Source organism: Mucilaginibacter sp. RCC_168, assembly GCF_041355315.1.
In the GTDB taxonomy this organism is placed as follows: domain Bacteria; phylum Bacteroidota; class Bacteroidia; order Sphingobacteriales; family Sphingobacteriaceae; genus Mucilaginibacter.
Genome location: NZ_JBFUPN010000013.1, coordinates 133398 through 147941 on the forward strand (window position 1 = coordinate 133398; position 14544 = coordinate 147941).

15 protein-coding genes and 1 riboswitch are annotated in these 14544 nt (G+C 40.6%); of the genes, 9 read left to right on the top strand and 6 right to left on the bottom strand.

Annotated features, from left to right (window positions below; translation table 11 throughout):
- Nucleotides 1-3 precede the first annotated feature (3 nt).
- From AB6735_RS14090 to AB6735_RS14100, 3 genes are all read left to right on the top strand, one after another.
- Nucleotides 4-438 (top strand): OsmC family protein, encoded by a 435-nt coding sequence (locus AB6735_RS14090; protein ID WP_370996487.1) that lies wholly within the window; start codon nucleotides 4-6, stop codon nucleotides 436-438.
- A gap of 75 nt (nucleotides 439-513) precedes the next feature.
- Nucleotides 514-1344 carry a maleylpyruvate isomerase N-terminal domain-containing protein gene (locus AB6735_RS14095; RefSeq protein WP_370996488.1) on the top strand — a complete coding sequence of 277 codons (831 nt, stop codon included), beginning with the start codon at nucleotides 514-516 and terminating at the stop codon, nucleotides 1342-1344.
- Between the two features lie 467 nt (nucleotides 1345-1811).
- Nucleotides 1812-3188 carry an OmpA family protein gene (locus tag AB6735_RS14100; RefSeq protein WP_370996489.1) on the top strand — a complete coding sequence of 459 codons (1377 nt, stop codon included), beginning with the start codon at nucleotides 1812-1814 and terminating at the stop codon, nucleotides 3186-3188.
- 81 nt (nucleotides 3189-3269) lie between these two features.
- Here AB6735_RS14100 and AB6735_RS14105 read toward each other — a convergent pair whose 3' ends face one another.
- Both AB6735_RS14105 and AB6735_RS14110 read right to left on the bottom strand, forming a co-directional pair.
- Nucleotides 3270-3653 carry an SRPBCC domain-containing protein gene (locus AB6735_RS14105; RefSeq protein ID WP_370996490.1) on the bottom strand — a complete coding sequence of 128 codons (384 nt, stop codon included), beginning with the start codon at nucleotides 3651-3653 and terminating at the stop codon, nucleotides 3270-3272.
- Between the two features lie 36 nt (nucleotides 3654-3689).
- The gene (locus tag AB6735_RS14110) at nucleotides 3690-4280 is read right to left on the bottom strand and encodes an acetate uptake transporter (RefSeq protein WP_370996491.1); all 591 of its coding nucleotides are present in this window, start codon (nucleotides 4278-4280) and stop codon (nucleotides 3690-3692) included.
- 102 nt (nucleotides 4281-4382) lie between these two features.
- Between AB6735_RS14110 and gpmA the strand changes: the two genes are divergently transcribed.
- A complete protein-coding gene (gene gpmA, locus AB6735_RS14115; protein WP_370996492.1) occupies nucleotides 4383-5072 on the top strand; it encodes a 2,3-diphosphoglycerate-dependent phosphoglycerate mutase in 690 nt (229 codons plus the stop codon).
- Between the two features lie 83 nt (nucleotides 5073-5155).
- Entirely contained in the window at nucleotides 5156-5644 is a 489-nt protein-coding gene (locus tag AB6735_RS14120; RefSeq protein WP_370996493.1) for a hypothetical protein, read from the top strand.
- A 50-nt stretch (nucleotides 5645-5694) separates the two neighbouring features.
- Here AB6735_RS14120 and AB6735_RS14125 read toward each other — a convergent pair whose 3' ends face one another.
- The 4 genes from AB6735_RS14125 to AB6735_RS14140 all read right to left on the bottom strand — a co-directional run bounded on the left by AB6735_RS14125 (nucleotide 5695) and on the right by AB6735_RS14140 (nucleotide 11050).
- The gene (locus tag AB6735_RS14125) at nucleotides 5695-6930 is read right to left on the bottom strand and encodes a homoserine dehydrogenase (RefSeq protein WP_370996494.1); all 1236 of its coding nucleotides are present in this window, start codon (nucleotides 6928-6930) and stop codon (nucleotides 5695-5697) included.
- On the bottom strand, nucleotides 6930-7985 hold the full coding sequence (metX, locus tag AB6735_RS14130) for a homoserine O-acetyltransferase (RefSeq protein ID WP_370996495.1): 1056 nt from the start codon (nucleotides 7983-7985) through the stop codon (nucleotides 6930-6932). The genes AB6735_RS14125 and metX overlap by 1 nt, the downstream gene beginning before the upstream one ends.
- Before the next feature lie 70 nt (nucleotides 7986-8055).
- Nucleotides 8056-9381, bottom strand: a complete 1326-nt coding sequence (locus tag AB6735_RS14135; RefSeq protein ID WP_370996496.1) for an O-acetylhomoserine aminocarboxypropyltransferase/cysteine synthase family protein — start codon at nucleotides 9379-9381, stop codon at nucleotides 8056-8058.
- A gap of 253 nt (nucleotides 9382-9634) precedes the next feature.
- A riboswitch (SAM riboswitch) is annotated at nucleotides 9635-9745 on the bottom strand.
- 189 nt (nucleotides 9746-9934) lie between these two features.
- On the bottom strand, nucleotides 9935-11050 hold the full coding sequence (locus AB6735_RS14140; protein WP_370996497.1) for a PLP-dependent aspartate aminotransferase family protein: 1116 nt from the start codon (nucleotides 11048-11050) through the stop codon (nucleotides 9935-9937).
- Between the two features lie 80 nt (nucleotides 11051-11130).
- Between AB6735_RS14140 and AB6735_RS14145 the strand changes: the two genes are divergently transcribed.
- The 4 genes from AB6735_RS14145 to AB6735_RS14160 all read left to right on the top strand — a co-directional run bounded on the left by AB6735_RS14145 (nucleotide 11131) and on the right by AB6735_RS14160 (nucleotide 14419).
- Entirely contained in the window at nucleotides 11131-11658 is a 528-nt protein-coding gene (locus AB6735_RS14145; RefSeq protein WP_370996498.1) for a hypothetical protein, read from the top strand.
- Nucleotides 11659-11745: 87 nt separating this feature from the next.
- A complete protein-coding gene (gene mqnE, locus AB6735_RS14150; RefSeq protein WP_370996499.1) occupies nucleotides 11746-12942 on the top strand; it encodes an aminofutalosine synthase MqnE in 1197 nt (398 codons plus the stop codon).
- Nucleotides 12943-13040: 98 nt separating this feature from the next.
- A complete protein-coding gene (locus tag AB6735_RS14155; protein ID WP_370996500.1) occupies nucleotides 13041-13661 on the top strand; it encodes a histidine phosphatase family protein in 621 nt (206 codons plus the stop codon).
- Nucleotides 13662-13675: 14 nt separating this feature from the next.
- The gene (locus tag AB6735_RS14160) at nucleotides 13676-14419 is read left to right on the top strand and encodes a menaquinone biosynthetic enzyme MqnA/MqnD family protein (RefSeq protein ID WP_370996501.1); all 744 of its coding nucleotides are present in this window, start codon (nucleotides 13676-13678) and stop codon (nucleotides 14417-14419) included.
- Nucleotides 14420-14544: the final 125 nt, after the last annotated feature.

Sequence of the window (14544 nt, forward strand, 5' to 3'; positions counted from 1 at the left end):
AATATGCCTAACAGAATAGAACTTAAACGTGTACACGGTGATTTCGGGTTTGAAGCGGTTGATGCCAACGGGCACACTGTAAAAATGGACAGCAGTCCCGAAAGTGGCGGCGATAATTTTGGTGTTCGCCCAATGCAGATACTTTTAATGGGTCTTGCTGGCTGCTCGGCCATCGACGTGATCAGCATCCTGAAAAAACAACGCCAGGATGTAACCGATTATAAAATGGTGGTTAATGGCGAGCGCGAAGCAGGTAAGGAACCTTCATTATGGGAAGATATTGAAATTGAATTTCATTTATACGGTGATATTGATGAAGATAAAGCCGCCCGCGCGGTTGAACTATCATTATCCAAATATTGCTCGGTGGCCGCTACATTAGGTAAGGCCGGCGCTGATATTAAATCAAAAGTTTTTGTACACCCAGCTGTATTATAGCTCATAGTCGATGGTTCATGGTTCATGGACACATTTTATCAACATGGGGCTGCTATGAACTATGAACCATCAACTATGAACCCTATCCCTATACAAACGACACACCTTTTTCCGGTTCTGGATCAATTGCTTATTGAATTGCTCAGGTCCCTGTCGCCTAATGACTGGAACAAACCTACCGTAGCTAAATTATGGACGGTTAAGGATATCGCAGCTCATCTTTTGCATGGCAACGTGCGTATTATATCCTCCAAACAATCGTTTACCGTGGATACGCCGCCGGTGATCCACAGCTATCAGGACCTGGTTAATTTCCTTAATGAGGAGAACAGGGTTTGGGTAAAAGCCATGAAACAGGTAAGCCCCGATCTGCTGATACAACTGCTTGAAACAACAGGCCAACAGTTTGCCGATGAATTAGCCTCTTTAGATCCTTATGCCAGCGCCAGGTTTTCAGTTGCCTGGGCAGGAGAGGAGCAATCAGCCAATTGGTTTCATATAGCCAGGGAGTACACCGAAAAGTGGCATCATCAGCAACAGATACGTGATGCCGTAAACAAACCAGGTATCATGCACAGGGAGCTCTTTTATCCCTGCTTAGCCACTTTTATGTATGCTTTGCCACATAGCTATCGCAATGTGCCGGCTCCGGAAACCACCTTAATTGAAATAATTATCCAAAGTGAGATTGGTGGTAACTGGTACCTTCAAAAAGGTGCTGAGGGTTGGAATTTTGTCGCTGAAAGTGATAAACCTGCAGATTGCAAAGTAAGCATCACCCCCGATATAGCCTGGAAGCTTTTCACCAGAGCCGTCACACCTGAAACAGGTATACAAAATTCCATATTGGTGGGTGATACCAAATTGGGACAAAAAATATTTAATACCCTCGCGGTAATGGCCTGATCTTATGTATTTATTATTTTATTTATAATATCATATTATATTCCCTCATAAAGGGTAGGAAATAATAAACAAGAATCCTCCCAAAATTCAAATTTCATCCAAATTTCATCTTCGAGGTTTTCGTTTTTTATTAAAAATATACTTATAGTTAATTATTGTATAGGTTAATATATACAAAAATAAGGTTTTTAATACATACTGTACTGTTTTTAACTCATTAATTATTTGATCCCAAAAATCGGTAGGTTGCCATTGTTACCCGTTAAAACACGGGTTTCTTTCTTATCCGATCAGATTGCTTAAAACAGGTTCTATCAGCTATTTATACCTGAATTTTAACGCTAAAATTTAAAAACATAGCTGGATTTTATCCTGAACATGCGTTGTAGAAAAAAACCACTGGCATCAATGTTGCCTAAGGGGGGTATGGTTTATTGAACAGTAAACCACTAATTAAACACAACGATATGAAATCAAATTTAAAAAAAACCACATTGCTGCTAACAGGACTTATGGTAGGTGGTAAACTATTTGCCCAATCCCCTGACTCAACAGCGTCAGGCTACGATTATGTAAAACCTTTCTCAGGCGGCGATAAGCTGCGCACGTGGTCTGTAGGTGTACATGGAGGTATGTTAACCCCGTTTACCATTTTCGGTACCAATGGCAGACAAGACTTTAAGAACCCGACTGAACAGTTAGGCTATGGTGCTTACATTAAAAATCAAATTCTACCATCATTAGGCATACAAGCTGATTTCCTGCGTGGTAAAGTGAAGGGTAATAATAGCGCCCAGGTAGATGCATCGGGTAATTCTATTTACAGTTCATATACTACCGATATTAACTGGTCTGCTGCATTAAGTGCCAACATTACATTGGCAAACATTAACTGGCGCCATGACAAACCGTTTATTCAGCCTTATTTAACAGTAGGTGGTGGATACATGAGTTATAAGCAAAAAATAACCGCTGCAGGTGGCCAGGAAACTAATTTCAGAGCTGACGGAAAATCAACCAAAGAAGTTTTTATCCCGGTTGGATTGGGTTTGAAATTTGACATTGCTCCGGGTGTAAACCTTGATTTGGGTTACCAGGTTAACTTTGTACAATCTGACAATTTTGATGCTAATAACTACGGATCAACTAACGATAGGTTCTCTTATGCGCACATCGGTTTGGAATTTGCTTTAGGCAGTCGCAAAAAACCACAAATGGCAACACACAATCCTGTATCATCTATGCGTAAAGAATACTTATGGGAAAATCAACAAACCAAGACCGCATTACAAAAAGAAATTGATGCAGAAAGAGCTAAAAATGACCAGTTAAGAAATGATTTGAACACTACTAATGCTAACCTTGCCAAATTAACAACTGATAGTGATGGCGATGGAGTTCTGGATATTAATGATAAATGTCCAAACACACCTTCTGGTACCAAAGTAGATGGTTCTGGCTGTCCATTAGCTAAACCGGTTATTATGGTAACTGAGGAAGACAAGAAAGTTGTTAAAGACGCGATCAAAAACCTGGAGTTTGATTTGGGTAAATCAACTATCCGCGCTCACTCATTACCAAGTTTAGATAGGGTTGCCAACTTATTGATCGACAAAAATTTTAGCTTAAAATTAGCAGGCCATACTGATAACACAGGTTCTAAAGATCTGAACATGAGGTTATCAAAAGATCGTGCAGAGTCAATCAAATCTTACTTAGTAAGCAAAGGTGCCAATGCATCACGTATTGAAGCTACAGGTTATGGTCAAACACAACCAATTGCATCTAACAAAACAGCTGCAGGCCGTCAGGCAAACCGCAGGGTTGAGTTCACATTATACTAATAGTTGGATTTCAGTTTAGATACAATCTATAAAAAACAGGAAAGCCGCTCAAATGAGCGGCTTTCCTGTTTTATTTTATCATTATTCTCCTTCAAAAAAGTCTATCAAGCCGCCAAAATAGCTATTGTTCCAGCCATCAACCATATCATCAAAATCGTTATCTGGAATATTAGTGTGCCTGAGTTCCACAGACGATCCTTTTTTATCCGGATGTAGTTTAATAGTTACAATGGAGTTATCGGATTCACCCTCAAAATACCATTGCTGTACTATTCTTTTATTTAGCTCAAACTCCAGGTTTTTGCCGGTAATGCTACCATCCCACATGGAAAACTCAGAACCTGGTTCGGTCGACATTTCAGCCGTTTCTCCAGTCCATAATTCCATAGTAATAGGATTGGTGAGGGCCATATAGATCTCCTCGGGCGCGGCTGGTATACTATAATATTTTTTAAAATCTTTCACCTGCGCAATTTAGCAGAATTAATTTTAGCTTTTAAATTAAACATTAACCGGACCTACAGGTAATACCGTCCTGCCGTAAATCTCATTTAACACATTGGCGATACCTGTATATATAGCTGATGCACCGCAAATAATACCCTCGTACCCGGCCAGATGTTTTATGCTGACGTTGCCTGTAGCATCGCCAGCTACCAGCAAAAAGAACAATATAGTTAAGGATGCAAATACAAACTGTAATGCACGATTAAGTTTCAACGTTCCAAAAAACAACAGTAAAGTAAATACACCCCATACACTTAAATAAGCACACATAGCGCCCTCTGAAGGTGCAGCGCCCCAGCCCAGCTTTGGCATCACAATTAAACCTACTAATGACAGCCAGAAGAAACCATAAGATGTAAAAGCGGTTAAGCCGAAGGTATTATTCTTTTTGGCTTCAATAACACCGGCTATTACTTGGGCCAGTCCGCCGTAAAATATACCCATGGCCAATATCATGGTGTTCATTTCAAAAAAACCGGCATTGTGAATGTTCAACAATACAGTGGTCATGCCGAAGGCACAAAGTCCAAGAGGAGCAGGATTGGCGATGCCATCTTTAACTGCTACAGGCGTTGTAGGGATCATAATAGGTTAGATTTTTTATAGGTTCGCCGCAATCTAACTGATTTATAAATATTAAGCAAATTTTTACAACTCCAGGAGTACTTTTACGTTAAGTATTTATCTATGCAGAAATTAGTATTGATACGCCACGGCGAAAGCGCCTGGAACCTGGAAAACCGCTTTACCGGCTGGGAAGACGTTGATCTGTCTGAAAATGGTTATGAGCAGGCCAAAAACGCTGGTCGCATCCTTAAAAAGAACGATTACAATTTTGATGTAGGTTTTACATCGTACCTTAAACGATCTATCAAAACCCTGCATTTTATTTTGGAGGAGTTGGATCACCTCTGGATACCGGTTGAAAAATCATGGCGCTTAAATGAACGTTTTTATGGCGCATTACAGGGCATGAATAAAGATGAAGCCATTGCACAATACGGGGCAGAACAGGTGCATAAATGGCGACGCGACCCTAATGAGCACCCGCCGGCTATCACCACAAGTGATCCGCGTTATCCCGGCCATGATCTGCGGTATAAGGGCTTGACCGACCGCGAGCTGCCGTTGACTGAAAACCTAAGCGAAACCATGGATCGTGTTTTACCTTTCTGGAATGAGCGTATCGTAAAAGCTATGCGCCGTAACCAAAAGGTGGTGATTGTTGCTCACGGAAATAGTCTTCGTGCTTTAGTAAAATATATTGATCATTTGAGCGATGAAGAAGTAAGTGAGCTCGAAATACCCACCGCTATACCCTGGGTATACGAACTTGATGAGGGATTAAACCAGATAAGGCATTATTATCTGGATTAATCAGCAAACACAACGGTTTCATTTTTATATGTGTGGTATTTGTTTATATTCGTTGCATTATAAATCTTATCTCCACTCAAAAAATGAAAAAATCTGATGTTTATGAAATTGCCATAAAAATTCTTGGTATTTATCTTTTGGTGGCGGATATCTCCAAACTACCTGGCTTACTTACTTTTTTAAGTGCGCACGGTGGTAATATGAATGCAGCGCAAGGGGCAGAGCAGATCAACGATTTATGGATAAACAGTTTGCAATTTGCCTTATTATTCATCCTGGCTATTTTTCTTATAGCTAAAACAAAGTTTATTACCCGCTTGGTTACCAATTCGGCAGATTACCAGGAAAATGCAAAATTGTTTGCAGACAGGAAGGTGATCTATGAAATGGCGCTCCTGATCATTGGTGGCTTGCTGATCGTAAATACCCTGCCCGATCTGATCTACAGAATATATAACTTGACCAACGTCGCTGATCAGCAAAGTGTAATATCTTCCTGCTCAAGATTATTCATAGGCATTATCACGGTAGCTTTTGGTAAACGCATAGCGGCTTACTTTGCCAAGGTTTAAATAAAAAGGCCCCGTTTCCAGAGCCTTTTATATCATTCTACAAATAAAGTTTATACAGCCTCAACTGCTAATTCTTTTTCTGATGCTAAACTCACTCCGGTAAGTTGATCAGCAAAAGCGATAAAGGCTTTGCTCTCAGAAATCAAATCCTGATTATCAATCAGATTTTGAAGATTGACTTTCCCAATAACAAACTTATAGCTGCCCGAGTAATAGCGCTCTTGTATGTGTTTGAAGTTTAAGGCTTCAACCAGGCTTTCATCATCATATCTCAGGTAAATATTCAGTTCAATATTATTAGTAAAGTTAAGGTCGGTTTTTTCCTTAGCTTTTTTATACTCATACTGATAGTTATAACGCAAAGCCGCGATGTCAGATAACACAGCCGATCCGGTAGGATGGCCACCTGCGCCTTTACCAAAAAAGAATTGCTGATCCGCAAATGCAGCCTGCACGGTTACGCCGTTATATTCATACTCCACATTGTATAAAAACTCCGTTTCGTTCACAAACTTAGGCAGTACAAATAAGGCTACGTTGCGTTCATCCAGTTCTTTAGCTACAGGAACCAGTTTTATTTTCAGATTTTTTTCGCGGGCGTATTGTAAGTCTTGCGCGCCCAGGTTTTGTATACCGAAGTTAAATACTTCATCAGGCTGTACAATTACACCATAGGCATGAGCAGCAGCTATCACCAGTTTATATTTGGCGTCAAAACCACCCACATCACTGGTCGGGTCGGTTTCTGCAAAGCCAAGATCCTGAGCTTGTTTCAGGGCGCTATCATAATCCAACCCTTCAATAAAGCCTTTTGAAAGGATGTAATTTGATGAACCGTTAAAAATACCGCTGATAGAATGCAGCAATTCATTATCATAATACTCTTCCAGGTTACGGATGATCGGGATACTGCCGCAAACCGCACCCTCATATAATAAAGATGTACCGTATTTATGTTGTAACTCAATTAATTCCTCCAGATGAAGGGCGATCATTTTTTTACTGGCTGACACCACATTTTTACCAGATTTTAACGCTCTTGACACAATTTCAAAAGCCGCTTCGGTATCATTGATCAGCTCAACAATGGTATTGATCTCCGGGTTATCAAGTAGTTCATCCCGGTCGGTAGTAAATAAATGTGCCGGCAGGGAACGCTCTTTATGCGGATCCTTTATGGCAAATTTTACAATTTCAATGTTTAAATTTTTGGTTTTAACGATATCATAAAGCCCTTGTCCAACAACTCCAAATCCAAATAATCCGATATTTAACTTTTTACTCATTACGCTGTACGTTGTAGTTCTATAATTTTTCCTTTTACATCTGTTTTAAAAAACGATGTGATGATATTTGTTAATGCTTCTGTCTCAATTAAAAACCCATCATGACCATAAAATGAATCGAGCTCGGCAAAGGCTGATTTTGGGATATGATTAAATAAATACTTCTGTTCTTCAAGCGGGAACAACACATCCGAATGAATGCCGATCACCAAAGTACGTGCTTTGATCAAACTCAATGCTTTTTCAACTCCATTACGGCCACGCCCCACATTATGTGAATCCATGGTTTTGGTTAAGTACCAGTAACTGTAGGCGTTAAACCGGTTCACCAGTTTCTGTCCCTGGTAGCTTTGATAGGTCGACGCACGATAATCATCTACTTTATCATCACTTTCTTCCTGCTGGGTTATGGAATAAGTTTTATATCCACGATAGGAGAGCAGGGCGATACTTCTCGCCGCTTTAAGCCCTTTTTGGCCACCATCTGGTGTATTGGCATAAAAAGTACGGTCGGTAGTAATAGCGAGGCGCTGAGACTCATTAAACGCGATACCCCAGGGTGAATGACGGGCGTTGGTAGCAATAAGGATCAGGTTTTTGATCCGTTCAGGTTCTATAATAGCCCACTCTACCGCTTGTTGGCCACCAAGTGAACCACCTATAAGGATATGAATATTTTCGATCTGTAAATGATCTGCCAATAACTGATGTGCTTTTATAATATCCCTGATGGTAAACTGCGGAAATGCCTGAAAATAAGGTTGCCCGCTTACCGGATTGATGCTCAAAGGATTACTTGTACCATAAGGTGAACCTAGAATATTCGCGCACACAATAAAATGTTCTTCAGGGTTAAAAAGGAACCCGGTACCTACCAGGCCTTTCCACCAGTCAAACACATCGGCATTGGCTGTAAGTGCATGACAGATCCAGATCACATTGTCCTTCGCTTTATTTAACCTGCCATAAGTATGAAAACCAATTTCCAGATCCTGTATCTGCTGACCCGATTCAAATTCAAATGCTTCTGTGTACTTAAATATTTCTGTATTCATTATTTTATTATTCGAGTTTTAAGCTTGAGTTTAAGTTGCCAACTCACCACTCACAGCTCACCACTCACTATTATACTAACTCTGCAGCAAGCTGCTTTACTTTGGCAAATGCCTGTTCAAAATCGGCTTTGATATCATCAATGTGTTCGATGCCTACCGATACTCTTAATGATGTTGGCGTAACCCCGGCTGATAACTGTTCTTCGTCAGACAGTTGCTGATGCGTTGTGGCCGATGGCTGAATGATCAGCGTTTTGGCATCACCCAGGTTAGCCAGATGGCTTACCAGTTGTAAACTGTCGATAAAATGACTTGCTTGTTGTTTATCACCTTTGATTTCAAATGACAACACCGCTCCAAAACCGTTTTTTAAATATTTTTTTGCCAGCGCATGATATGGTGATGACTGTAGTCCCGGATAGCTCACCTTCGCTACTTGCGGATGCTGCTCCAGCCATTTGGCCAGTTCCAATGCATTATCTACATGGCGTTGTACACGCAAAGACAAGGTTTCCAAACCCTGGATGTTCAACCATGAATTAAATGGCGATTGTGAAGGGCCAAAGTCACGTAAACCTTCAACACGGGCGCGTATAATAAACTGAATGTTACCAAACGGGCCATTGATACCAAATACATCAGCAAATACCAAACCGTGATAGCCTTCGGATGGTTCTGTAAACTGAGGGAATTTTCCGTTACCCCAGTTATAATTACCACCGTCAACAATAACACCACCAATACTGGTACCATGACCGCCTATCCATTTGGTAGTTGATTGCACCACAATGTGAGCTCCGTGCTCCAGCGGTCGAAAAAGATATCCGGCTGCGCCAAATGTATTATCAACAATAAGCGGCAGGTCATGCTTTTTGGCTAACGCGGCTACCTTTTCAAAGTCAGCTATCGCATATCCAGGATTACCAATGGTTTCCAGGTAAATAGCTTTGGTTTTATTATCAATTAAAGCCTCAAGGTTTTCGGCTGTATCATCTTTTGCAAAACGTACGTCGATGCCCAAACGCTTAAAAGCTACTTTGAATTGATTGTAAGTACCGCCGTAAAGAAAAGGTGAGGTAACAAAATTATCACCGGCCTGCAATATATTATTTAAGGCTAAAAACTGCGCAGCCTGGCCCGATGCTGTAGCCAAAGCCGCAACACCACCCTCTAAAGCCGCCACACGTTTTTCAAACACATCTGTAGTAGGATTCATTAAACGGGTGTAAATATTACCAAACTCTTTCAGCGCGAAAAGATTAGCCCCATGCTCCGCATTTTTAAATACGTATGACGTGGTTTGGTAAAGCGGCACAGCACGTGAACCAGTGGTCGGGTCGACTTCCTGACCTGCATGTAATTGTAGGGTTTCGAATTTTAAATTGTTGGCAGACATGGTTGTAAGATTGAAATGTGTTTAATTAATTTTTTGACGATTTGATGGATTTTTAACCTGCCGGTAAATAATCTTTACCAGTTGTTGCAACACGTGTGTTTTTCGGGATCAGAAAAAGAAGACGTGTTAAGTCGATCAGCAGCAGCAACACATACAAATACCGCTAATATTTAAGCAAATAGGTTGTATGTTACCGTTTGAGGTATTAAAAATGTTGTACTGATTAAATTTAATTAAACTTTTCATGGTTATAAATTTATATTCCCCGGGGTTATTTTCCGGGACAGGAATTGGCACCTTCTCCAATTTTGGAGGGTTGCCAGCGGGTCATTGAGCCTGATCTCTCGCCGCTTCTTTATAAATCAAAACCCGAACTATCGCGGGGAATTGATCAATGGTATCGCTACCAAATATTGTTGCAAATATAGGGTGATATATATTGAAATTCCAAATTAAATTTTTCTTTAAGGTAAAAGGCGAAAGGTTAAGGGCGAAAGATCTCGTTTTAATATTCGTAAAAATGACCTTTTGCCTTTCACTTTTTACCTTTATCCTAATTCAATGCTTGCTCTAAATCCGCTATCAGATCATCTATATGTTCTAAGCCTACAGATACCCTCAATAGGTTCCGTGGTGTTTTAGTATCCGGCCCCTCAACAGTTGCACGGTGTTCCATCAAGCTTTCAACACCTCCCAGACTGGTGGCACGGGTAAATAAGTTGAGTTTGTTGATGATATTATGCGTATCATTTTCATCGCCCTTAATAATAAAAGACAGCATGCCACCAAAAGCCAGCATTTGTTCTTTAGCTATGGTGTGTTGCGGATGCGATGGCAGGCCCGGATACATTACTCGCTCAACCATGGGATGCTGTTCTAAAAACTCAGCCAACAGCTGCGCGTTCTGTACGTGACCTTTAACGCGATAAGGTAATGTTTTAATACTGCGGGCCAGGTAATAGCAATCGGTTGGGGAGGGGATGGCACCACCCATTTCCTGTACCTGGCGTATTTTTTGCCACCATTCGTTTTTTTCGGCAGTAATTAAAGCGCCACCCATCAGGTCGCTGTGGCCGCCAAAATATTTGGTTGCTGAGTGCATCACCAGATCGGCACCCAAAGCAAGTGGTTGCTGGCATATCGGAGTAGCGAAAGTGTTATCGCAAACCACTTTAATCCCCCTGGCTTTAGCAATAGCCACAACCTTTTTAATATCAGTTATCTTGAGCAATGGGTTCGACGGCGTTTCCAACCATATTAAACCGGTTTCGGGTTTAATATGCTGTAGCAACAGCTCCGCATCGTTTACATCAATAAAATCAAAAGTTAAAATACCAGCAAATAGGTTTTTGAGTTGATTGCGCAAACCATGATACATATCATCAGGCGCTATAATATGCGTCCCTGCAGGCAACGATTGAAATACTGACATACCTGCCGCGTTTCCCGATGAAAATGAGGCAGCGTCAACGCCGTTCTCTAACTGAGCTAATACATTCTCCAAAGATGCCCTGTTAGGGTTTGATGAACGGCTGTAGATATGCCCGCCAGGGAAATCACCATCGATACCGCGTTCAAAAGTGGTAGACAATATAATAGGTTGTATCACGGCTTTTGATGATTCGTCCTTTTTATTCCCGGCGTGTATAGCTATAGTTTCTATTTTCATTTGGCCAAATTAAATAAGATTATTTTTATAAAATGTAGCGGAGGAAATATTTTTTGCGTAATAGTTTAAAAACCTATATCATGAAAGCGCTATACTTATCCGTTATCATTATTTTAATTTCAATAACCGGCTGCAAAAAAGATAATATCGCCAATGAAAATGAGTTTAACAAAAGCTATAATGCCTGGTTGAGCTTCAAGAAAGGCTCTAATAATTCCTACGTTTATACTACAAACTTTGGATCATGGACAGGTTATGGTTCAGAGACCAAAATTGGGGTAATTAACGGCAAAATTACTTCTCGGGATTTTACCGCTGTTCGGTTACGAAGGGATGGTACCAATAAGCAGGATACCGTTTCGCAATGGCATGAAGATGCCGATCATATCAATACTCATCCTAATGATGCTGGTGAATCACTTACTTTAGATGGTGTTTATCAAAAGGCCAAAACGGTTTGGCTTAAAGCCGATAAGAAAAATAACGATATTTATTTCGAAACCAAAAACAATGGCATGATATCCAGTTGTGGTTTTGTTAAGAAAGGATGTCAGGACGATTGTTTTAATGGTATAACTATTGACTTAATTAGCCCTGTGCAATTTTAGTGTCATTTACTTCTGTCAACTTTGCAATGAATTATCTCATAAAGCATAATTTTATGCTTTTTAGTACATTTGCGCAAAGTTTTTTCCATGGAAGCTGAAGGTAATTTACAGTTATTATTACAAAATCCGGATCTATCCGCTGATTTAAAGCACATTGCCGAAAAAGTTCTGAACAACGAACGCATCACCTTTGATGAAGGTGTGATACTATACGAGCAGGGCGACCTGGGTTATCTGGGCGTTTTGGCCAACTACATCCGCGAAAAACGGCATGGGCATAAAACTTATTTCAACCGTAATTTTCATATCGAGCCTACTAATTTGTGTGTTTACGACTGCAAATTTTGCTCCTATTCACGCCTGCTGAAACAAAAATCAGAAGGCTGGGAGTACACCATGGACGAGATGTTTAACATGGTAACCAAATATGATGGCGAACCGGTAACTGAAGTACATATAGTAGGTGGTGTTTTGCCACAATATGATGTACCTTTTTACCAGGAGCTTTTTAGCCGCATCCGTGCGCATCGTCCGGAACTACATATTAAGGCGTTAACACCGGTTGAATATCATTACATATTTAAAAAAGCCAAAATTGACTATGCTACCGGCATGCGCCTGATGCAGGAAGCTGGTTTACAGTCGATCCCTGGCGGTGGTGCCGAGATTTTCCATCCGGAAGTACGCGACCTGATATCCAAAGATAAATGTACTGGCGATCAGTGGCTGGCTATACACGAAGAATGGCATAAACTGGGTGGCCGCTCCAACGCTACCATGTTATATGGGCATATCGAAAAATTTTGGCACAGGGTTGATCATATGGAACGCTTACGCCAACTTCAAGACAAAACAGGAGGCTTCCAAACGTTTATTCCGCTAAAATTCCGTAACCAGGATAACCAGATGTCGCATGTACCGGAGTCAACGGTAGTTGAAGATTTGCGTAATTATGCAGTAGCACGTATTTATTTGGATAATTTTGATCATATTAAAGCTTACTGGGCTATGATCAGTCGTACCACAGCGCAATTGTCATTGAACTTTGGGGTTGATGATATTGATGGTACACTGGATGATACTACCAAAATATATTCTATGGCTGGTGCCGAAGAACAGCACCCGGGCATGAGTACAAAGCAACTGGTGGAACTAATAAAAAATGTAGGCCGGCAGCCAATTGAGCGCGATACTTTATATAATGTAGTAACCGACTTTACTAATTTTGAATTCCCGGAAACTGAGCCAAAACCTCAGTATTATAAGTTACCCGTAATTAACTAAAAAGCTTAAAGCGGAAGGCTCAAAGCCTAAAGCTATAAACTCAGCACAAATCAAGCAAAGAAAGCCTTAAGCTTTGGGGCTTTCTGCTTAAAAAATGAATGATACAAAAAACCTTATATATAGTTCGCCACGGCCAAACAGAATTGAACAGGTTAGGGGTTGTACAAGGGCGGGGAATGGATACCGATTTAAATGATGAAGGGCGTAAGCAGGCTTCGCAATTTTATGATGCTTATAAAAGCATCCCTTTTGATAAAATATACATATCAGCGTTAAAACGTACCCAGCAAAGCATACAGCCTTTTATTGATCTGGATATTCCATATCAAAAATTATCAGGTTTGGATGAACTGGCCTGGGGAATACATGAGGGGCAACCTGCTACTGCCCAAAACAAAGCCGCCTTTTTACAGATCATGCGCGACTGGCTCGATGGCCGTTTAGATAGTAAATTTGAAGGCGGTGAAAGCCCTAACGAGGTAGAGATCCGCGAACGTGAAGCGCTTGATGTGATCATGAGCCATCCCGAAGAAAAAACCGTACTGATATGTATGCACGGCCGGGCCATGCGCCTATTGCTTTGTATCCTGAGCGGAAAACCCCTTACCGAAATGGATACTTTTCCGCACCAGAACCTGGTTTTATATAAGGTAATATATGACGGCGAAAAATTTGAGATCGTCGATTTTAACAACTCCGAACATTTAAAACAATCCTGAAAGAGAGCATTTCTGTGAATAAAATAAGAATATCAGCTGTAAGCTACACTAACACCAAACCCTTTATATACGGCATCCAGCATAGTGGAATATTAGATAAAATTGAATTGAGCTTGGATATGCCGTCAGATTGTGCTCAAAAACTGATTGACGATGTGGTGGATATAGGTCTCATCCCTGTAGCCGCCACCCTGAATTTACCACATTGGGAAATCGTATCTGAATATTGCATTGGAGCAGTAGGCGCTGTAAATTCGGTATTTATTTTTAGCAACTGCGATGTAAAAGATATCAAATATCTTCAGCTCGACCCGCAATCGCGTTCATCGAACAACCTGGCGCGAGTTTTACTAAAAAACTACTGGAATATAAGTCCGGAATTGATCAAAGACGCTACTGATTACAGCGAATCTCAGGAAACCAATACCGCCTTTGTGCAAATTGGCGATCGCACTTTTGGCAAAAAAGAGAAGTATAAATATGCATATGACCTCGCCGAGGAATGGCAAAACTTCACCGGTTTACCATTTATGTTTGCAGGCTGGATAGCTAACAAACCCATTCCTCAGGATTTTATGGACGAATTTAACGCTGCCCTGAAATATGGCCTCGAACATAGACAGGAGCTTTTCAAAGAATTACCGATGCGGGATGATTTTGATATACAGGATTACCTGATGCACAAAATTGATTTCGATCTTACCGATGAGAAAAAGAAAGCGCTTTATATGTTTTTAAATTATATAAAGGCATTGTAAGGGCTTACTGACTTATTTTTTTATTCAAAGAGACGCGTAATTGCGTCTCTTTTTGTTTACACATTTTTAATATTGTAAAACCTTCCGGGTTAAAATACATTGATTATATTAAAACAATTAAAATC

Coding starts and splice junctions, on each gene's coding strand:
- AB6735_RS14090 (WP_370996487.1), top strand. CDS start 4: ATGCCTAACAGAATAGAACTTAAACGTGTACACGGTGATTTCGGGTTT.
- AB6735_RS14095 (WP_370996488.1), top strand. CDS start 514: ATGAACCCTATCCCTATACAAACGACACACCTTTTTCCGGTTCTGGAT.
- AB6735_RS14100 (WP_370996489.1), top strand. CDS start 1,812: ATGAAATCAAATTTAAAAAAAACCACATTGCTGCTAACAGGACTTATG.
- AB6735_RS14110 (WP_370996491.1), bottom strand. CDS start 4,280: ATGATCCCTACAACGCCTGTAGCAGTTAAAGATGGCATCGCCAATCCT.
- gpmA (WP_370996492.1), top strand. CDS start 4,383: ATGCAGAAATTAGTATTGATACGCCACGGCGAAAGCGCCTGGAACCTG.
- AB6735_RS14120 (WP_370996493.1), top strand. CDS start 5,156: ATGAAAAAATCTGATGTTTATGAAATTGCCATAAAAATTCTTGGTATT.
- AB6735_RS14125 (WP_370996494.1), bottom strand. CDS start 6,930: ATGAGTAAAAAGTTAAATATCGGATTATTTGGATTTGGAGTTGTTGGA.
- metX (WP_370996495.1), bottom strand. CDS start 7,985: ATGAATACAGAAATATTTAAGTACACAGAAGCATTTGAATTTGAATCG.
- AB6735_RS14135 (WP_370996496.1), bottom strand. CDS start 9,381: ATGTCTGCCAACAATTTAAAATTCGAAACCCTACAATTACATGCAGGT.
- AB6735_RS14140 (WP_370996497.1), bottom strand. CDS start 11,050: ATGAAAATAGAAACTATAGCTATACACGCCGGGAATAAAAAGGACGAA.
- AB6735_RS14145 (WP_370996498.1), top strand. CDS start 11,131: ATGAAAGCGCTATACTTATCCGTTATCATTATTTTAATTTCAATAACC.
- mqnE (WP_370996499.1), top strand. CDS start 11,746: ATGGAAGCTGAAGGTAATTTACAGTTATTATTACAAAATCCGGATCTA.
- AB6735_RS14155 (WP_370996500.1), top strand. CDS start 13,041: ATGATACAAAAAACCTTATATATAGTTCGCCACGGCCAAACAGAATTG.